At 54.1% G+C, this 20,198-nt stretch carries 16 protein-coding genes, 2 tRNA genes and 2 riboswitches; of the genes, 6 read left to right on the forward strand and 12 right to left on the reverse strand.

Translation table 11 applies throughout. The annotated features are described in order from the left end of the window. Positions 1–31: 31 nt before the first annotated feature. Positions 32–781: a glucose 1-dehydrogenase gene (locus tag QN062_RS06890; protein ID WP_369341093.1), complete on the reverse strand. Its 750-nt coding sequence runs from the start codon at positions 779–781 to the stop codon at positions 32–34. A gap of 1,820 nt (positions 782–2,601) precedes the next feature. Beyond that, the gene (locus QN062_RS06895) at positions 2,602–3,567 is read right to left on the reverse strand and encodes a hypothetical protein (protein ID WP_369341094.1); all 966 of its coding nucleotides are present in this window, start codon (positions 3,565–3,567) and stop codon (positions 2,602–2,604) included. Positions 3,568–4,032: 465 nt separating this feature from the next. Between QN062_RS06895 and QN062_RS06900 the strand changes: the two genes are divergently transcribed. Beyond that, positions 4,033–4,599, forward strand: a complete 567-nt coding sequence (locus QN062_RS06900) for a hypothetical protein (protein ID WP_369341095.1) — start codon at positions 4,033–4,035, stop codon at positions 4,597–4,599. 440 nt (positions 4,600–5,039) lie between these two features. Here the strand turns inward: QN062_RS06900 and QN062_RS06905 are convergent. Both QN062_RS06905 and tgt read right to left on the reverse strand, forming a co-directional pair. After that, a tRNA-Leu gene (locus QN062_RS06905) sits at positions 5,040–5,122 on the reverse strand. 161 nt (positions 5,123–5,283) lie between these two features. Beyond that, positions 5,284–6,582, reverse strand: a complete 1,299-nt coding sequence (gene tgt / locus QN062_RS06910; RefSeq protein ID WP_369341096.1) for a tRNA guanosine(34) transglycosylase Tgt — start codon at positions 6,580–6,582, stop codon at positions 5,284–5,286. Between the two features lie 445 nt (positions 6,583–7,027). Between tgt and QN062_RS06915 the strand changes: the two genes are divergently transcribed. From QN062_RS06915 to QN062_RS06925, 3 genes are all read left to right on the forward strand, one after another. Next, a complete protein-coding gene (locus tag QN062_RS06915) occupies positions 7,028–9,253 on the forward strand; it encodes a trypsin-like peptidase domain-containing protein (protein ID WP_369341097.1) in 2,226 nt (741 codons plus the stop codon). 141 nt (positions 9,254–9,394) lie between these two features. Beyond that, complete coding sequence (gene htpX, locus QN062_RS06920) at positions 9,395–10,357, forward strand: zinc metalloprotease HtpX (protein ID WP_369341098.1); 963 nt, start codon at positions 9,395–9,397, stop codon at positions 10,355–10,357. Between the two features lie 163 nt (positions 10,358–10,520). Further along, positions 10,521–10,594, forward strand: a tRNA-Gly gene (locus QN062_RS06925). A 272-nt stretch (positions 10,595–10,866) separates the two neighbouring features. Here QN062_RS06925 and QN062_RS06930 read toward each other — a convergent pair. The 7 genes from QN062_RS06930 to QN062_RS06960 all read right to left on the reverse strand — a co-directional run bounded on the left by QN062_RS06930 (position 10,867) and on the right by QN062_RS06960 (position 17,511). Next, on the reverse strand, positions 10,867–11,733 hold the full coding sequence (locus QN062_RS06930) for a carbohydrate ABC transporter permease (RefSeq protein WP_369341099.1): 867 nt from the start codon (positions 11,731–11,733) through the stop codon (positions 10,867–10,869). Next, on the reverse strand, positions 11,730–12,608 hold the full coding sequence (locus tag QN062_RS06935) for a carbohydrate ABC transporter permease (RefSeq protein ID WP_369341100.1): 879 nt from the start codon (positions 12,606–12,608) through the stop codon (positions 11,730–11,732). Before QN062_RS06935 ends, QN062_RS06930 begins: the two co-directional genes overlap by 4 nt. 71 nt (positions 12,609–12,679) lie before the next feature. Beyond that, positions 12,680–13,969, reverse strand: a complete 1,290-nt coding sequence (locus QN062_RS06940) for an ABC transporter substrate-binding protein (protein ID WP_369341101.1) — start codon at positions 13,967–13,969, stop codon at positions 12,680–12,682. A 269-nt stretch (positions 13,970–14,238) separates the two neighbouring features. Then, positions 14,239–14,859: a YesL family protein gene (locus tag QN062_RS06945; RefSeq protein WP_369341102.1), complete on the reverse strand. Its 621-nt coding sequence runs from the start codon at positions 14,857–14,859 to the stop codon at positions 14,239–14,241. 128 nt (positions 14,860–14,987) lie between these two features. Further along, positions 14,988–16,283 carry a phosphopyruvate hydratase gene (eno, locus tag QN062_RS06950; protein WP_369341103.1) on the reverse strand — a complete coding sequence of 432 codons (1,296 nt, stop codon included), beginning with the start codon at positions 16,281–16,283 and terminating at the stop codon, positions 14,988–14,990. A gap of 93 nt (positions 16,284–16,376) precedes the next feature. Further along, complete coding sequence (locus QN062_RS06955) at positions 16,377–16,871, reverse strand: inorganic diphosphatase (RefSeq protein ID WP_369341104.1); 495 nt, start codon at positions 16,869–16,871, stop codon at positions 16,377–16,379. A gap of 56 nt (positions 16,872–16,927) precedes the next feature. After that, a riboswitch (Fluoride riboswitch) is annotated at positions 16,928–17,018 on the reverse strand. A gap of 16 nt (positions 17,019–17,034) precedes the next feature. Beyond that, entirely contained in the window at positions 17,035–17,511 is a 477-nt protein-coding gene (locus QN062_RS06960) for a universal stress protein (RefSeq protein ID WP_369341105.1), read from the reverse strand. Positions 17,512–17,655: 144 nt separating this feature from the next. Then, a riboswitch (Fluoride riboswitch) is annotated at positions 17,656–17,747 on the forward strand. A gap of 13 nt (positions 17,748–17,760) precedes the next feature. Here QN062_RS06960 and QN062_RS06965 point away from each other — a divergent pair. Beyond that, positions 17,761–18,282 (forward strand): CrcB family protein, encoded by a 522-nt coding sequence (locus tag QN062_RS06965; protein WP_369341106.1) that lies wholly within the window; start codon positions 17,761–17,763, stop codon positions 18,280–18,282. Further along, positions 18,279–18,668, forward strand: coding sequence for a CrcB family protein (locus tag QN062_RS06970; protein WP_369341107.1), 390 nt, complete (start codon positions 18,279–18,281; stop codon positions 18,666–18,668). Before QN062_RS06965 ends, QN062_RS06970 begins: the two co-directional genes overlap by 4 nt. A 21-nt stretch (positions 18,669–18,689) precedes the next feature. Here QN062_RS06970 and QN062_RS06975 read toward each other — a convergent pair whose 3' ends face one another. Beyond that, complete coding sequence (locus tag QN062_RS06975) at positions 18,690–20,117, reverse strand: MFS transporter (protein ID WP_369341108.1); 1,428 nt, start codon at positions 20,115–20,117, stop codon at positions 18,690–18,692. Positions 20,118–20,198 lie beyond the last annotated feature (81 nt).

The raw sequence follows: 20,198 nt of genomic DNA on the forward strand, positions 1-20,198 counted from the left end.
AAATCGGATGCCTCGGTAGAAGGACTCTGAGCTATGCTCGTATTCCTCCGTCGACCACGAATTCCGAGCCCGTGGCGTACTGAGATTCATCGCTTGCCAGATATACGCACAGCTCGCCAATGTCCTGTGGAGTTCCAAGACGCTTCATGGGGATCTCTGGAATGATCTGATCGTAGATGTCCTTGGGAACCATAGGGGTGTCAATCCAGCCTGGATGCACCGAATTCACTCGAATGTCAATGCCCCGATGGGCCAGGGACAGTGCCGCGGAATGCGTCAGCAGTCGCGTGCCACCCTTGCTTGGGGAATATGCCGGAGCGAAGGGGAATCCGACCAGACTGGCGTCTGACGAGATGTTGATGATCGATCCCTTGGCTTCGTTGGTCGCTTTCATCGCGCGTATGCCTGCTCGCACGCCAAGGAAATTCCCGGTCAGATTGACGTCAATGACCTGTTGCCAATCCTCGAGCGATTCATCTTCGATCGCCGTGAGATTGCCGGTGATGCCTGCGTTATTGACAAGCACGTCGAGCTTTCCGAAGCGATCGATGGTCTGCTTGATCACCTTGTCCCAGTCGGACTCGTCAGCGACGTTTTGTTGGACGAAGAATGCGTTGTCTTCGCCCAGCTCTTTGACCAGCTGCTGGCCGCCGGAAACATTGTGGTTGGCAGTGATGACCACTTTCGCACCCTCGCGTGCGAAGCATGTGGCGATTCCCGAACCAATTCCTGAAGCGCCGCCTGTGACGATTGCCACCTTGCTGTCCAGTCGATTGCTCATTGCACCCACCTTCCTTTCATAGGAGCAGTTTTAATGCTCTTCGGTTAGTAAATCAAGTACTTACTTTACTCGTGTCGCAGACCATCTTTCGCTGGCGTGTATGATCGCTGGCGCATGTGGGATGAGGTATCTGTGTATGGGCCACTGATGTGTCTTGCCTGGTACGGCACGCCTCCAGCATGAATTCGGTCCGCATCCCAGGATGCGAGTCGAACCGTCCCATATTCTGGAATGATCGGATGCTCTGAAAGGTCGCGCTACTGCACAATGCGATTATTGTGGCTGGTCTTTCGGAAAACGCCATGCAACGAGAATGGGAATGGGAATGGCTTGATGCCAACGAAAGGTTAAGGCCATACTCAAGGAGCCCTCAAAACAGGCCACAATAATCGAATTCCCATGTCCCGTGGCGGCTTCATGGACTCAGATTCCGCTACAGCAAGCTGCTCCAGAGTAAGGGGGACGAAAGCCCTCGGGCAGTTGATGTTCCAATAGTTCTGAGCGTCCCTGTATGGAATGGAGAAAGATGAAGCCTCCGGAGCTGCTGGCAAACCAGCAGTTCCGGAGGCTTCTTACTTGTATCTCGTGCGCGCGGGGGGAGTTGAACCCTAAGAACCCCCAAAGTGGCAGTAAGGATGGCGCTAAGAACGTTGAAATATCAATGAATATTGGATAATTACGCATCTATAGAATCATGCCGTTATTAGAAAAGTGTGGGCACAATGTGGGCACAGATAATCGTGTCTGGCACTGCATGAGCGCAGCGCATATAGAGCTTTATCTTGTTAATTTTATGAATAGAGGCAGAATGCGATTAACGATGCTTTTTGTGAGTTCGATAAGAATTATTGTAAAAAGGAATTCATTGAAATAGAACGCAATGGATTCTGAATTGATAGGTATTACAAAGAATGTCAATACTGTCAGAAAAATGTAAATGGTATTGTTGCGTATCTCTACTATGATTCCTTCACCTATTGAGCTACTTCTTACTGGTTTAGGGATTAAGAATCCAACTGCAATGATTACTTCAAATTCTATGAATAATAAGAAGTAAATTGCGAGAACTGTGAATGCTGGAATTCGAAATGCCGGATTGTGAATATTGAAAAATAGAGTACTCACCAAATTTGGGAAAACCCACAAGGTAAGTGTGAATCCCAGCGCTATATACACACGTAGCCATTTATTTGGAGCCAGATCTTTTAAACAAACCAATGTGAGAAAAAACGATACAATACCTACAACAAATGCAAATTGTGTTGATGATTCCAATCTAGCAACCACTATTCCAATAAACCAAATAAAAGAAACTATGCTTGGTATTATGAGCTTGTTGTTCTTCACATTCGCAGTATAACGCTGATTACTGGTCTCAAATGATGTTTGCGGCCATTCACATTTGGCAAGGCCATCAGAGACGGACGAGACCACGGGACATTAGCTTCTAGAGGTTCCCATAGGGGTAACCAATATTCAAGTGGAAATACTGCATTACCAGAGATTTCCAAAGTCAGCTCTTTGGCTTCGAACGCTGAACATTATGGAGGCAAGCGCGGCGATGAAGATAACGGCATTCTTGCTCTTGCCGATCATGCGTCTCCTGCCGAGCTCGAGGCTGCGCTGCCGGGTTGAAGGCTGAGGGAAATCTTGCATGATTGCAAACTACATTTCTTGCATGCTCGGCCATCGGTTGGGTTGCCGTGGTGCCAGAATTCATGCTGAGTATGTGGCTTATGTTATCTGCGGGATAATGAGATGTTGTAGTTGTCTCCTGTTTCTTGTCCGTTTCGGATTGCCTTGCCGGGTGTGTTTGAAAGTTATTCCGGCTTGCTGACTAACCCATCGTGGAATGCCTGGATGATTGGGACGGCGAGGAAGATTGCTGAACGAGCCTGCTCGCTGGTTATTTCGCCAGCAGCATGGCGTGTGTCATGGTTCTCCATGATGGTGCGCAACATGAGCTGGATCACGCCGCCATCGACGTTATGTGACTTTTCGCCTGGCTTGAGATTGTCTTTCTCTTTGGCTTCGATAGCATACTGCCAGTGCTGGTTGCGCATGTTAGTCAGGGACTGCCCGAGAGTCGCTTGCGGATTATTGGGCGAAAGCGTGTGCTTGGTGGTTTCATCCAGCGCGCGCATAACAGTGTTGTAGGCTTCGGTAGGATTTGGGCTGCGCCCGAAGAGCTGTCGCCATGCCTCTGCCAGTAGCTCACCCGCGTCTCCGCACTCGGACATTGCCTTATCTGCAGCTTCATCCATGGTTGGGTCGACGCGTTCAACCAAACCTGCGTTGCCGTCACGTTTCCCCACACGCCACTTTGATCCTGCCTTAACCAGTAGTTTATCTAAGGCCTCGATCGTCATATCTCGAGAAGCGTTGATCTGCTCTGCTGAGGATTGGAATGTGCCACTGACTGCGACCGCGCCATGTCCACGTTGTGGAGAAAATATATTGGTCACATTCTCGGTTGCCCTTTTACCTAATTCGGACAGGACGTAATCAATGTAGTCGAGCAGCAAATCTGGATCTTCATTCCAATGATTGATAAAAAAAGCAGCGGTTGTCGAATTCGTAATTCCTGTGTGTCTTCTGCACAATAAATCAAAAGTCTCAAGGAATGGTTTTCTTCGGTATGACGGCTTGTTGTAGGCATCTATTCCGACGTTGATGACACGCTCCGCCTCATTAACCCAGTCGATTAGGCTCTCGACAAGATATTCAGGTATCCCATCCACTAATGGGCTTTCAATAGGCGCTTCGCGAGGTCTCCAAGTTGACATGTCCACAATCATATCCTTGCATGGTCGTAGGGGGCGTTGAAATCGCTGGAGACCTGTTGGACGACTTACTTCCCGCGTGACGGTGTTCCCCTCCCCCCGAAGTTTTTTGGAGGGGGTCGCGCGCGCGAGGGATTATACCTGTTTTCCCCGTATTCTGGTGCCATTTATGGGGAATCTGTACGATATTTCTGCTATAACTGGGAGTTGAGTGGGGAAAATGGTTCATTTTCCTGCTTGGATGTTGTTAACTGCGACAAAAATAATTGAATATGCATGTGTTTTAGGGACTGTGTTCCAAATGAGGGGCTTTGCCCCCTGTTGTGTGGGTTTTTGAAGCCAGCGGTCAAGCATTGACCAAGGACGAAGAACCTTGGCGGGGCAAGTTCGAGGAGCCGATGCGTCAATCCGCCCGTGGAGAGAAGCCAGGCAGTTGGAGCCTTATGGATTCAGATTAAGGAGACTGTGATGAATCTTAGGGGAAAACGAGCCGCGCTTTTGGCCAAGGCTCAGCAATTTAATGATCAAATCAGCAAGGGTGAGAATCTTAATGAGGGTGATGTGGCTTCGTTGAGGGGCATCCTCGTGGATATCAAGGATATGGACGTGCAGTTGGCGAAGGCGGCTGAGAAGAAGCCTCTGCTGGATGCGCTCAGTAATCTGGGCGGGAATCGTGCCACGATGCTGGATCATGACGCGCCTGTGGGTGGTGGCGTGAAGGCGGGTGTCTCGCTGCGGTTGAAGGGCGTGGATTTGTCGGCGTCGATGATTCGCAGTGTGAAGGCTGCCAGTGCGGACGGGCTGACGGTGTCGGGTTCCTCGGTGACTGACATCCCGTTGGTGTCCTCGGATCCCCTCGTGCTGCCTAAGGCTCCCACGAGCTTCCTGGAGGCGCTCTCGTTCACGGGCAGGAGCGAGCCGAGCTGGTCATACCTGCGTCAGACGGTGGGTGACGTGAATGCGGCGTTCGTGCCGGTAGGCCAGGCCAAACCCGAGTCTTATCTGGAGATCGAGCGGGTCGATGGCAAGCTGTAAGTGTAGGCGACCCTCTCGAAGCCGGTGGACAAGTACATGCTGGGTGATGACACGAATCCCAGCTGGTTCATTTCGCAGTAAAGGTGGCAGCTACCTCGGGATCGTCACGGAAAGCATGCAACTGGCCCAAAAACAACACAACACAGCAAAACTCCCATGAAGAGACGCTGCAACTCCTTGTAAGAGACGGTGCCATGTCACACTAGAGCATAACTCATCATGTCAGAAATACCTACATACGGTCACTGCACCGGCAGGATTCAATCCCTGTTGCCTGGATGTCATGCCAGTCTTTGTCTCTCGGCCGGCATGATCACCGGCCTTTCCTCACCAATCGCCATAATTGGCAGCAAAGCCAGGCGCGCACTTTTTGCCTATAACCCGAAAGCCCTCGGACCATTGATATCTCAACAGTTCCGAGGGCTTTCGCTCATATCTCGTGCGCGCGGGGGGAGTTGAACCCCCACGACCTTGCGATCACTGGCACCTGAAGCCAGCGCGTCTACCATTCCGCCACGCGCGCAGACAACGGTTAAATCTAGCACCTACCGTCAACAAACCGCAACTATCCCAACTCGTGTCGCAGCGATCATCTGTCCGAGAGCGGCTCGGAGGAGCGATTGCCGCTGCTTCGCCGCTATTTCGGGTCGCTGCTTCGAAGCATGCGGAATGTTGTGGAACGAGCTACCCTCGCGAACCGTTCTCATAGAAATGCGTGACTGTTTCCTGCCTGAATTCGTCGAAATATCCGCCTTCGATCGCTTTGCGGATATCGGCCAGAAGTGTGATGAAAAAGTGTTCGTTGTGAATTGTGGCGAGCGTATATCCATTCATTTCGCGTGCCCGCAGCAGATGGTCGATGTAGGCGCGACTGTAGTTGCGGCAGGCGTAGCAGTCGCAGCCCGCTTCGATCGGTTCGAAGTCATGCTTGAATTGTGCCCGCTTGATGTTCCAACGGCCGCGATGCGTGAACACCGCGCCGTTGCGTCCGCAGCGTGCGGGAGCCACGCAGTCGAAGGTGTCTCCGCCGTTTTCGACGGCGCTGAAGATGTCATCGACGGATGCGATTCCAAGAACGTGGCGTGGTCTGCTTTCTGGCATCGCATCGCATATCCAGGCGCATGTCTGGCCGAGAAGCCTTTTTTCGATTGCGCCGCCGATGCCGACTCCATCGAAATCCAACGATGCTATCTGAGAGGCTGCAAGTCTGCGCAGATCCTCATAGTTGGCACCCTGCACGACTCCGAACAATGCCTGGTACGGCTTGCCGAGTCGTTCCTCGGTGAGCCGCCTGTGCTCTGCGACGCAGCGCTTGGCCCATCGGAATGTTCGTTCGACGGATTGTTCCTGATACCTTCGCGTGTTCATCAAGGTGGTGAGTTCATCGAATGAGAACATCATGTCTGCGCCGATGTTATGTTGGATTCTCATCGAGATCTCGGCCGAGAACCTTTTTTTCTCGCCGTTGAGCGGTGATTTGAAGGTCACGCCGTCCTCGTCGACGAAGGCCAGTCGTTCCTTGCCTTCTGCGATGATGTCATCGGACTTCATGCCTTCGACATCCATGGCCAGAGTCTTCTTGAATCCCGCGCCCAGAGAAAGCACCTGGAATCCTCCCGAATCCGTGTATGTCGGGCCATCCCAGTTCATGAACCTGCTCAAGCCGCCAGCCTCGTCCACCACTTCGTCTCCTGGCCGTTCGAAGAGATGGAACGCGTTGGAAAGCAGGCACTGTGCCCCGAGTTCCTTCATCTGTTCGGGCAGTACTGCCTTCATCGCCCCCTGCGTGGCGACTGGAATGAACGTTGGCGTCTGGATATCCCCATGGGGTGTGTGGATCGTTCCGGTGCGCCCATAGCGTGCCCCATCCTTGCCGAACCCGTCGGATCTGCTCTCCAGACGTGTCTGCGTCTCAAAACTGAATGCGGAACGGTCTCCGGGCTTTCCCTCTGCCGCCCCCAATGGTGTGCTCGTCTTCATCATGAGCCTAACTCTATCCGCTGTGCGGCCAAGAGCCTGTCGGAGCACTCATCCGTTCCCCGTCTCAATGTCTCCGGTGCGATGCCGTGCGAGGCTATGCTTTGCGAAGGCGAGGCTGTGCGGTGAGACCTTGCACCGCGGACCTGTCCACTTCCACATGGGTGACGCAGATATGATTTCGGCGCTAGGAATACAAATAATTGCGTCATCGGCGAACTCCCAATAATCGTTCGAGATAGGGCGAGGGGAATCATTCCAACGTATTTCGTGTGATTTTGATTGTTTTAGGGGAGAATTCGCCAACATCTTCCAAAGAACGTTCAGATAACTTTCAGGCAAGCTATCTTTACTCATATGTAGCAGTAAGTGCGAGCGTCTTGAAGTCGTCTTCATGACCTCGCTTGGCGGAAAGCCCTTTGGTTGGCCGTGCGAAACGTAAGGAGCAGCAATGGCTGAAGATGAACACAAGACTCACCCGTGGGAGGGTGATGGCGACGATCAGTCGTGGCAGCCAAGCCACATTGATTCGCATGACACCGTGGAGCATGAAAATGGGGATGCTGAGACGGAGGCGTTTACCGAACCCCTGACCGAGCGCATCGATGGCGGTGCGGATTCCCAGAGCTCCGATGCGCAGTCACAGGAGACCCAGCGCATCGATGTCTCTGGCGAAAACGAATCACCGACCACCCAGCTGCCCAGTGGAACCGGTCATTGGTTGAATTCGGATCCTGACGGTTCGTCAAACGTCCCGGAGAGCAATCCTTTTGTGGGCCAGTCCCATGCGTCCAATCAGCATGAGAATGCTCAGGATGGCACTGCTCAGGATGCCTCCCCATACTCGGGCCAATACGGGAATGGCGAAGGCGCCGAAGCGAATTATCAGGGGTATCAGGCAAATGCCGCCGACGCCTCTGGGCAAGAAACGCAGCCAATCTCTTCATATTCTGCTGGACAGTCCGAGGACGCGTCGCGAACGCAGAGCCTGAGCTCCGTCGCCGACGAGGCTCCTGATGACGACAATCCGACAGAGGCTCTGTCATCGAGTCAGGCAGAGGGCTCGCAGCAGACGCAGCCGGGCTATTCCTCGCAAGAGGGGTATCGACCTGCGCCCGAGTACGGTGCCTATGCCGAAAATTACAACCAGCAGCCTCAGAGCTCGCAACAGGGCCAGCCGCAATATGGTGCCTCATATCAGGGAGAATTCAACCCTTACCCATATGGTGCCCCTGAGCAGACTGCAGAATCCGATAATTCCGGAGAAACGAACCGTCAGCAGCCGCAGAATTCGCCATATGGTCCGCAGTATCCGCAGTCTCAAGAGGGAGCACAGACTCCTGGCGCTCAGTATCCTCAGGGGCCACAGGGGCCACAGGGACCTCAGGGGCCACAGTATCCGTTCGGCCCGCAGTTCAATCCGAATGGCCCATCGGGACCAAATCGGCAGAAGGGCAGGCCGCGTGGTCGCAGCAAGACGGTCAATACCATTGTGGTTGCCGTCATTGCCGCTCTTGTGAGTGCCGCGTTGATGCTGGGACTCGGGTGGGCTGCAATCAGCAACGGTTTGATCACCTTGCCTACCGCAGCATCCATATCGAGCCTTGATTCGTCGACTTCAGGGTCAGGTAGTGCGACGGCGAAAAGCGGCGAGGCCCCAGATTGGCAGGCTGTCGAGAAAGAGGTCTCGTCTTCCGTCGTTTCCATTGAGACAACCGTTTCCGGCGGGGTTGACATGGGATCGGGCGCAATCATCGACACGGCTGGCGATATCGTGACCAATAACCACGTCATCACTGGCGCGACGAAGATTCAGGTCACCCTTTCGAATGGTCAGATATATTCCGCGAAAACCGTTGGAACCGATACCACAACCGATTTGGCCGTGATCAAGCTTGAAAACCCGCCGAGCAATCTGAAGGCAGTCACGTTTGCCGATTCGGATAGCGTGGCCGTTGGCGAGAACATAATGGCGATAGGAAACCCGCTAGGATATGACAACACCGCTACGACCGGCATCGTTTCGGCCTTGAACAGGCCTGTCTCCGTGATGGATGATACGAGCACGACGATCGTGACGAACGCAATACAGATCGATGCCGCAATCAATCCAGGCAACTCGGGCGGCCCGACCTTCAACGCTGCTGGTCAAGTAGTCGGAATCAACTCCTCCATCGCCTCGACTGCAAGCTCAAGCTCGACGGCTGGGTCGATCGGAATCGGATTTGCCATTCCTTCCAACCTGGTCAAGCGCATCTCGCAGGAAATCATCAAGGATGGCTCGGTCAAGCATGTCGCCCTGGGTGTCAGCATCCAAAGCGCGACGGTTGAATCGGATGGCGTCACACGTGGTGGGGCGAAGATAGTTTCCGTCACGTCTGGCAGTCCGGCAGCCAAGGCTGGCTTGAAGACCGGAGATGTCATCGTTGGCTACGACGGCAATGCGGTGAACAGCAACTATTCGGTTCTTGGCTTCGTTCGAGCTTCGGCCTATGGTGCCAAGGCTACGATAACGGTGGTTCGCAACGGGAGCACGCAGAACATCAGCGTCACCCTGAATCAAGAGGAATCGGCCGTGACGGGTAAGTCGAAATCCGACTCCAGTGGCTCGAGTGACGGGGATTCGGAAGACGACGGCAGCCTTACCGACCCATACAGTCTGTTGGAAGGTAACTGATTCCCTTCTGTAGACCGGGTAATGGAGGGTGAGGACCGCAATCGGGCGTTCCTCACCCTCCTTGGTTCATATGGACATCCAGGAATGGGCGTTCAGAACATGTTCAGCAAAAATACAGCATGGCAAGTTAGGATTTAGCGCATGAGCGGCAAGTTTAAGGTGCATGGGCACTTCAATGGTCTGAAGACGACCCTGCTTTTTGCCTTTATGTGGGCCATAATAATGCTTATATGGTGGTTCACGGGCGGCACTCAGGCAACCTTGGGGATCTATATCGTCATTGGTCTCGTGACGACCTTCGCTTCGTACTGGTTCTCGGACAAGATTGCCGTCGCCTCGATGAGAGCTCGACAGGTAAGCGAGCAAGAGGCACCGGAGCTGTACCAGATCGTGCGTGAGCTTTCCGCCAAGGCTGGAAAGCCCATGCCACGGATATACATTGCTCCGACCATGTCTCCCAACGCGTTTGCAACCGGACGCAACGAGCGCCATGCAGCGGTGTGCTGCACCCAGGGCATTCTGCAGATGCTCAATGTCCGTGAGATTCGGGGGGTTCTTGGCCATGAGCTCATGCACGTCTACAATCACGACATTCTCACCTCGGCGATCGCCTCTGCGATGGCGACGATCATCACCTACCTCGGCTATTCGATGATGTATCTAGGTGGCGGAAGAGGTCGCGATTCTCGCGACTCCGGCGGTTTTGGAATTATCGGGATCCTACTCAGCACGATTCTCGCACCCATTGGCGCTTCGCTCATTCAGCTTTCGATTTCCCGTACGCGCGAGTTCGATGCTGACGAGGATGGAAGCCGTCTGACCGGAGATCCTGCGGCTCTGGCCTCTGCGCTGAACAAGATCGAGAATGGCGTTCAGCAAAATCCAATGGCCAAGACGGCTGGAACCCAGAGCGTTTCGTCGATGATGATTGCCAACCCTTTCTCCGCGAAGGGACTGAGCCGTTTATTCTCGACCCATCCGCCGACCAGCGAGCGCATAGCCAGGCTCATGCAGATGAGCGATGACATGTCACAGGATCAGGTTGAACGACCAGCTGGCCTGACCTCGCAGTATTCTCAGTATTCCAACGCCCACATCAGCTGATTGAGGCTTTCTGTTCGGCACTCGTCATCGTTGCTGTCGCTGGGTTCTGGAGAGCAACGATTACATCGATTTTGGGCCAGACTTGCGAAAGCGGCATGGTTTCTCGCTCGTCGGATGCTAGACTGGTCATTTGTTCGCCTATCTGAGGTCTTTGGATAGTCGTGCGGGCGTAGTTCATCGGTAGAATGGAAGCTTCCCAAGCTTCAGAGGCGGGTTCGATTCCCGTCGCCCGCTCCATTGGAAACACATGACGTTCAGTTCGAACGCACTTCATCGGTTTGAGATCGCTGCCTGCTTGGAATATGCCCACTGTTCGTGTGCGAGGAGTGGCGCTGCATGGAACGTTCTGCATGCCGCAGGTTCAGTCGCAATCTAAGAATCCTCAGAACGGACATCGCAGCTGTGAACGAATCGAGAAAGATGACGGATCGATAGGTTTGGAAAAGCTGGCTGTGATGTCCGCTGAGAGCAGGCTGGGGTGTCTGCATACCGCTATTGCGGAGCGGACGTCAGCCTTTCACTGCCCCTGAGGTGACACCTGCGACAATGTATCGCTGCAGGAATAGGTAAAGGATGAGTATCGGCAGCATCGCGAGTAGGAGCGCCGCAAGAATCAGGCTGATGTCCGTCGAATACGTCCCATAGAAGGCTTGCGTTGCAATTGGAATGGTATACAGATCGGTTCGTCCGAGAACGAGCGACGGAAGCAGGTAGTCATTCCAGAACGCCATCGCGTCGATGATGGTGACGGTGGCCACCATTGGCCTGAGCAGAGGAAAGACGATGCTCCAGAAAGTCTTCCACTTCGAGCACCCATCAATTTCCGCGGCCTCCTCAAGCTCTCTTGGAATGCTGGTCTTTATGGCGCCATGGAACATGAAGGTCGCAAGTGACACCGAAAATCCAACGTGCATGAGAATCAACGTGATTCTGCTGTTCAGCACGCCGAAGATGCCTCCATACACTGAGACGAGCGGAACCATGAGCACTTGGAACGGAATGACCATCGAGGCTATCATCAGGGAGAAGAGGATGGAATTGGCCTTCCACCTAGGGTTGCGGACAATGACATATGCTGCCATCGCCGAGAACACGACAGTCAGAGCAGTCGCGCTGACCGTGACGATCACGGAGTTCGTCGACACTGTCCAGAAATCCATCTTTTCCATGGCATCTGGAAAATTGCTCAGTATTATGCCGTGCTGTCCGATGAATGAAAGTGGGTTGGTCGTGATGTCCGCCATCGACTTGAACACATTGATGATGACCAGAATGAATGGGGCGATAAAGATGAAGAGCAGAACGACGAGCAGCGACATGAAGATCGCGTGGGACACTCGCCTGCCCAGTTCTTTTTCCTTGGTATTGCCTTTCATGCCTCTACCTCACCTTTCTTGCCGAAGTAGACCTGAATGATTCCGATTGCTGCACAGATGGCGAACAGCATCAGAGCCTCGGATTGGCCGACTCCATAGTTCTTATAGACGAATGCCTCGTTGTACACGTGCATCGCTGCAAGGACCGAGGAGTTGAACGGATCGCCGTCGGTCAGGGAAAGGTTCAGATCGTAGACCATGAAGCAGCGCGTCGTGCTCAGGAAGATGCACTGCACGAACGACGCTCTCATAAGAGGGACGGTCACGTGGAGCATCGCCTTTCCTGCGGAGCATCCGTCGATCAGCGCAGCCTCTTTCAGGCTCCTGTCGACGCTCATCAAGCCCGCTATGTAGATCAGCATCATATAGCCTGCATACTGCCAGACCGAAACTAGAATCAGGCAGAACAACGCGCCGTTCGGAGTTGCGAGCAACGATGCAGGCGCAGTGCCGCTGATCGATTCACCTATGCTGACGAAGGCTCGGTTAAAGACGAACTTCCACACATAGCCGAGAACGATGCCACCGATGAGGTTGGGAATGAAGAATCCTGCGCGGAAGAAGTTCTGACCTTTTATGCCACTGGTCACAAGTATCGCCAGGGCGAATGCGACAATATTGACCAGAATCACTGTGACGACGGAATAGATGACCGTTATTTCCAGAGATTTCCAATACGTAGCGTCGGAGAAGGCGGCCGCATAGTTCTGCAATCCGACGAACGGCTTGGTCGTTGAGACCCCGTCCCAGCTCGTGAAGGTGAGGTAAAGTCCATAGATGAATGGGATGATCACCACTGCTGCGAACAGTATCGCCGATGGACCGGCAAACATGAAGAATTGCCCGACTTTGTAAGAGATCTTGTTGTGTTTCATTGTGAATCTCGCTTATCCTTCGTGCGTGTGCACCTGTGAAAGCGTGCACACGAAAATATTGTCAAGGACGCTTATTCGGAGACTGTGGAAACCTTTGCCGTCTTCCAATAGCTTTCGATGGAGGAAGCCAAGTCTGAGCGGTTCTCCTGGCCTGCAAGATATTTCTGGAAATCCGCTCCGAGAATGGTGTAGTGATCGTCGGGGAGATGGTTGTAGTTTGGTATGAGCTTCTTGGCGTCCGCGTATTCCTTGACTGAGGCGCTCAGAGGATCGGATACCGCGAGCTTGTTGTTGCTGAATGGCGACACCATCGAGCAGTCATCGACGATGAAGGATTGCCCTGCCTTCGTGTCTACGATCCAATTGAGGAACGCCTTCGCCTCCTTGCGCTGGGTGTCGGATGTGTGATCGGAAGAATCGATCATGAAGTACTTGGAACCTCCGCCGACGAGCTTCTCATTGCTGCCATCGCTGGTGTTCTGAGGCACAGGCATGATGCCCATGTTTTTGGAGTACTTGTATTGGTTGATCACCGACCAATCCCAGTTGCCGCCGAACATGAACGCTATCTGGCCTTCCGCCAGCTTTTGTTCGGTGACTTCTCGATCTGCGGAAACGGCGCTGGAGGCAGCGTAGTTGTTCGCTTTCAAAACGTCGAAGGTGTTCATCAGCGAAGTGAATTTCGCGTTCTTGTTCAAATCGACCTTCCCATCATGCAGCTTGGTGATGAATGCAGAAGGATCCGTCTGCTCTTCGTATACCTGCGGAAGGTAATGTGCAGCCAAGGACCAATCCTCTTTCAGAACTCCCGTCGGTGTCGTCATCCCGCCTGCCTTGAGCTCCTTGAGCAGTTCCTTGAACTTGGTGAGTGTGGAGTAGTCCTTAGGGTCGAAGGTCTTGCCGGTTATTTTCTCTATGGCCGTTGCGTTATAGATCAAGCCGCGAGCCTCGACGCTCACGGGGAAGCCATATGTCTTTCCATCGATGCTGATGGCCTGATCGGTCTTGCTGACCCAGGATTCTTTGCTGAGGTCAACGGCATGCTCCTTTGCGAGGGAGTAGATGTCCTTGGCATCAACCATCGAGATGGTGTATGGATCTCCGGAAGCGTATTTGGTAGCGAGATGCGCCGCAACCGTGTCGCTTGAGTAATAGACCTGGACCTTGACCCCTGTGGACTTAGTATATGCCTTGGCCATTTTCTGCATTTGGTCCTGAATCTCCATTTTGGAGTTGAAAATGGTGATTCCGCTTGCCGTGGAGCTCGCTGATGAAGATCCGCACGCCGAAAGCATTGAGGTTGCGAGAACCGTTGAAACAGCGACTGCCCCAATTTTCTTGAATATCGAAAGATTTGACATTTCAATCCCCTTATTTGTGATCCTCAATGGCAACTTTGCCCTTGGAAGACCTGCTATTTGAGTCTAGAAGCACAGCCTTCGTGCATTCGGACTCTTGGTATCAAACCGGTTCGATAATAAACATATCGGGACGAAAATGTCAAACTGGAATTCATCTTCTGAAATATGGGTGTACCACTCACCGGCTTGTGCTCTCGCCGATTGTGGGGCATGGTTCCTATGGGAAGGCAATGGAAGTAGGGACCATGCCAATGAGCCTTCAGTCGATGCTAGTTCCGTTCATCCAGATGAACCAGGATTGGGTTATACAGCCAGGCGCAACAGTATTGAGGAAGCGTGAGTCCAAGGAATATCAGTAGCGGGATGAGATATGTGCTGAAGAGAATGTAGATCGCGGCGAATGTCGCCAGCACGAGCATCATCGCGATGGTTCGGGGGAAGTAGCCCAATGAGAGCAGAGCGGCATTCTTCAGCTGCGTCCATGTCCTATTCTCATAGCGCGACAGCAATACGAAATACATTTCTGTAATCGCCGTTGCGACCAATGCAGCCACTGCCAGGGTGGCGAAAAGCAGCCATCGGTTTTCTGCGGGAAGCTCCTGGATCACAAGAACGTTCAGCCACACCAAGGCGATGAATGGCAGGCAACCCAGCCAGAATAGGGTGGCCTGCCGAAAGTTTCTTGTGAACGCTTCGAAAAACTGCCTCGCGATGTATGTTTCCTCGCCGCGAACCATGTGCCATAGGACATAATGCATGGCAGTGAACGATGCACCTGCGGTGACTATCGGTATGGAACATACCAAGGTCAGAATGTTGAGCACTGCGAGATCGAAGACGACGCCCATCACCTTGAAGAAGAGGTTGCTCTGGTTGAACAGTCTTGGCATCTGATTCTGCCCTTCATCGGAAAGTGCTAGATATGCCTACTGTACTATCCAGCATGGCGCGGGGCGAAAAGAAATGAGGAGTGGCGCACCCCTCCGATCCAGATGGAGTGCGCCACATTGGCCTGATTTCAGATGCGTGCTGCGAGCTGGGGGAAGGCATCCATTCCGGCATACTCGACGGCATCGCCGAGACGCTCTTCAATCCGAAGCAGCTGGTTGTACTTGGCTATGCGCTCTCCGCGTGCAGGGGCTCCTGACTTGAGCTGCATGGCGTTGGTGCCAACCGATAGGTCCGCGATCGTCGCATCGGGCGTCTCTCCCGAACGATGCGACACCATGGTGGTCATGCCGTTGCGATTGGCGAGTTTGATGGCCTCGAGGGTTTCGGTGACCGTGCCGATCTGATTGAGCTTGATCAGCGTGGAGTTGGCAGTGACTTCCTTGATCGCGCGCTTCAGGAACTTAGGGTTGGTCACGAAGATGTCGTCTCCCATGATCTGCACCCTGTCGCCGATCCGTGCGGTAAGTGCCTTGAAATCGTCCCATGCATTCTCGTCGAACGGGTCCTCGATGGAGGCTATCGGGTAGTCGTCGAGCAGGCCTTCGTAGAATTGAGCCATGTCCTTCGCGCTGGCCCGTGATCCATCGAAGTTATAGACGTCGTTATCCCTGTCGTAGAACTCCGACGCGGCTGAGTCGAAGCAGATGGCGATCTGACGTCCAGGCTCATAGCCTGCCTTCTCGATGGCCTCGACCAGCAGGTCGAAGGCCTCCCTGTTGGATGTGAGGTTAGGCGCGAAGCCTCCCTCGTCGCCCAATCCCGTCTCCAGGCCGCGTGCGATCAGGACCTTCTTGAGGGCGTGATATGACTCCACATTGGCGCGCAGCGCCTCATGATAGGAGTCGAATCCCACGGGAGTGAACATGAATTCCTGAATGTCGACATTCGATGAGACGGCATGCACTCCTCCGTTGAGCACATTCATCGCCGTTACCGGAATGACGTGCCCGTTGGCCCCGCCGATGTATTGGTAGAGCGGCAGACGGGCGGAAGCCGCTGACGCGTGCAGCGCGGCCAATGAAACGCCAAGTATGGCATTGGCGCCTAGACGTGACTTGTTTTCGGTTCCGTCCAGGCCGATCAGCACCTCGTCCAGGTGACGCTGATCTGAGGCCTCGAAGCCGATCAGGGCATCGGCTATCTCGCCGTTCACTCCGGCCACGACCGTTCGGACTCCCTTGCCCTCATATCTCGCCGCATCCCCATCGCGCTTCTCATTGGCCTCGTTCTCGCCAGTGGAGGCGCCCGATGGAACGGATCCGAGGCCGCAGGAACCATCCTCAAGATACATCTCGACTTCTAGGGTTGGGTTGCCGCGCGAATCGAGAATCTCACGTGCATGTATGCTGGAAATCTTGCTCATTATAGTATTCCTTAGTCTTGTCAGGTTATGTTCTTGCTGGTGGGGTTCGGGCCTGCACCTACGCTGGCCTGCCCCGATGCCCGTTGGTGGGGATTAGTTTCGCCCCGCCCTGGAGAACGCTTCGTCGATCTTCCGTCGGGCAGTTGCGAGATCGGCCCAGAATAGGTTCGAATCGACGTGCTTGCCAGGCTCTATGGCTTTGTAGCTTGAAAAGAAATGCTTGATCTCAGCTTTCTTCCAACTGCTGATATCGTTCAGGCCGCGTATCCCGTCGTATCGGACATCGTCAGGGACGCAGATGACCTTTGGGTCAGGTCCGTGTTCGTCGCTCATGACGAAGAGTCCGATGGGACGGGCATCGACGAGGCATCCGGGAAACACCGGCACCTCATCGAGCACCAATGCGTCAAGAGGGTCGCCGTCTTCCCCCAAGGTGCCTTCTATATAGCCATAATCGGCCGGATAACCCATCGATGTGAACAAGGTGCGATCCAAGGTGATTCGACCTGTCGCATGGTCCACCTCATATTTGTTGCGCTCTCCCCGTGGTATTTCCACAAGGACAGACAGTGTCTGCGGTGCGCTCATATTCCTCCCCTCACTCTGCGAAAGATGGGGAGGCGAAAAAAACAAAGGACTCCTGCATCTCTGCAGAAGTCATCAGCTTGAAAGCGGTTCAAATGCCGTGTGCCACGTTGGCAAGGCATCTAGGGTAACTTCATACCCACGGCCACGAGTATAGCAGAAAACGTCAATTCTTATATTCGTCAGCGAGCGGAATGGTGAGAATCGGGATGTTCTGCGTGTGCGCGAGACGCACGGATACCGAACCGCTTGTCCATTCCTGCAATGCGGCCAATGCGCCCCTTTCCCGGGTGCCGACCACGATCATCGACGCATCGTGCTGTTTCGCGAATCTCGAAAGCTCCTTCACTGGATCTCCGGCAAGAAGGTGGTATTGGGCATCGATGCCTGCATTGCGGGCGATGCCGAGCGCGCGCTCCGACAATGCCTGGGAATCTTCGTGCCAGGTTTCGCTCATGCTGTCGGGATCGAGGGGCGCCATATGTCCGTTCTCCTCGGTAAGGGTCGAGTTCACATAGACCAGGTGAAGCCGGTTGGGCTTCATCGCGATAGCCATGTCACAGCTCGCGGCGATCACTCGGTCGGGTTGTCCCGGGATTATTCCGACGACGATGGACGATGAGTGGGTTCTTGAACTTTGCATGACGGCCTCCATTTGCGTATCGCGAGTCAGGGGCTATCAGCATATGGGCGGTTCGAATCGAGAGATTCAGGCGGGCTCCATCACCTCCATAAACGATAGCACGTCAGGATGTGAACGGTGATGCTATACTTTCTCACTGTTGTGTTGTCTTCTGGCGATGGAACCCGCCAAGATAGCAGGGTCTCCACGAGATTCCGATTGTCTGAACCGCAAACGCTGATAGTTCCTGTATCACGAAGAGCGCTGCCCATGGCTGCCAGCGGCAATCTGGAAGCAGTGCCCGATATGCTGGGGAGGAATCGTTTGCGAGAAAAACACAATGACCACGATGACGGCTTCTGGAGCAGGCATCCACGTCTTCGAATTGCACCTGGGGTATTCATCGGTGGCGTCATCGGCACTGCGGTCCGTGCGGCGCTGAGCGAGATGCAATCATCGGACTGGGTCTGGCCGTGGGTGACCTTCTGCATAAACATGGTGGGCGCCATGCTCCTGGGCTTCCTGCTTGAATATCTTGCAAGAACCGGCGATGACGTCGGCATTCGCCAGTCCTTCCGCCTGTTCGTCGGTACCGGAATCATAGGTGGATTCACGACCTATGGGACATTCATTCTGGAAACCGATACGCGATTCATGGATGCGCACATGCTGGCTGGTCTCTCATATGGTGTGACGAGTATCCTTCTGGGTCTGGTGTTTGCCGCATGTGGAGTCATGCTCGCAGAGCGTTGCGCGTCGCGCAGTAATCGAAAGGCCGGTGAGGGCCGATGAACGCGGAATCGATGCTTGCATTCATCCTCATGGCACTGTGCGGAGGGGTGGGTGCTGTCTGCCGATTCCTCGTGGACTCTGCGGTGAACAAGAGGAACCGATTGGGGTTCCCGTTCGGAACGATCGTGGTGAATGTCACCGCATGCCTGCTTCTGGGCCTTCTCACCGGTTGGGTGGCATCGTGGCATTCCGTTGACGCGCAGAACGTCAGATTCATTCTGGGAACTGGTCTGCTGGGTGGATATTCGACGTTCTCCACGGCAAGCGTCGAGGGGTATAGGCTCATTCAGCACCATCATTATCTGCGTGCCATCATCCACACCGGGGGCATGCTCGTGGTCAGCCTGGGCGCTGGCATGCTTGGCGTGCTCATCGCATCCGCCTGAGTGGCTTGACGCTGACTCTGTCTATTCGTGGAGCTGAGCTGCCACAGATCGCGGCGCCTGTTCGAAGTGCCTGAGCCTGAGTGTCAGAAGGACTGCGATGACTATCAGTGCGATGAATGGGGGCATGCCTTTCGAAAAGGCAGATGTGTAGGACTGGGCGAAGTCCGAGCCTCCGTTGAAGGTCTGGCTCTGGAATGCGGTGATCAGCGTGGATGCGATCGTCGTTCCCAAGGCTCCGGAAAGCTGCTGAAGCGTATTGAGCACCGCAGACCCATCGGCATTCATCGATGGTGGAAGCTGATTGAGCGAATGGGTCTGACCTGGTGTGGCGACGAGGCATGCACCGGTCATGAAGAGGACATAGATCACCATGATGGCTGCTGCGCTGCCAGGAAGCAGTGACATGACGACTGCGGACACCAGCATCCCTGAAAAGCCGACAGTCATCATGACCGTTGCACGGTGCGATCTCAGCGAGGATCCGACCTGAGGCGCGGCCATGCTTCCAACGGCAGCTCCAGGCAAGAGCAGCAGGGCCGCCGTCATGCTCGAGAGCCGCAATCCATTCTGCAGAAGCAGCGGAAGCATGAAGTTGATGCCCAGCACGCATGCCTGGGATATCATGATGGTCGCGATGCCAATGGAAAAGCCTCGGTATGAGAACACCTTGATGTTGATTAGTGGATTGTGGACGTGCATCTGCAAGATCACGAATGCCGACATGATCGCAATCCCGAGCAGTAGCACAAGCCAGAAGCGCCGATCTCCATGCCATGAATATGCAAAGCTGAATGAAATCATGAGGCTTCCCAAGCCCACAGCCACCAGCATCATCGAAGAGGGTGAAATCGCCGCCCGCGTCCTGTCGCTGATGTCCGGCAAGGCCAAAGTGCCTACAATCAAGGCTCCCACGAGGAATGGCACCATGATGATGAAAATGTAGTGCCAGGTGAGGAATTGAAGAACGATTCCGCCATATACGGGTCCAATCGCCGGACCTGCGCTGATGACCATCGATACTATTCCCATAAGCATGCCTCGTTGGTGGAACTGCGCCTTCTCCAATACCACATTCGTCATGAGGGGGAGAGAGATCCCGGTGCCGATTGCCATGATGAGACGGGCGCACAGCAGAATTGAGAACGAAGGTGCACAGGCACCGAGAACGGTGCCAATCATGAAGATCGACACTGCACATTGGAACAGTCTCACCGTTGCGAAGCGGCGTACGAGATATGTGGATGAAGGAATCACTATTGCAAGGATGAGCAGATATCCCGTCGTCAGCCACTGGACCACGGATGCTTCGATGCCATATTCCCTCATCAGCGATGAATAGGCGATGTTCAATGAGGTCTCCGAAAGGATGCCCAGGAAGGTGAGCATCGCCAGGGAGATGACGGACCAGAGAAGTGAACGGCTGATTTTTTGACCTGTGGTGTTCTCCACGAAATGTTCCTCACATAAGAGCAACCTACAACATGCCTGGCGGAAGGGGCCGCAGGGATGCAATCGGCCACTGGCCGGGTG

The organism is Bifidobacterium sp. WK012_4_13 (assembly GCF_041080835.1).
Taxonomy (GTDB): Bacteria; Actinomycetota; Actinomycetes; order Actinomycetales; family Bifidobacteriaceae; genus Bombiscardovia; species Bombiscardovia fermentum.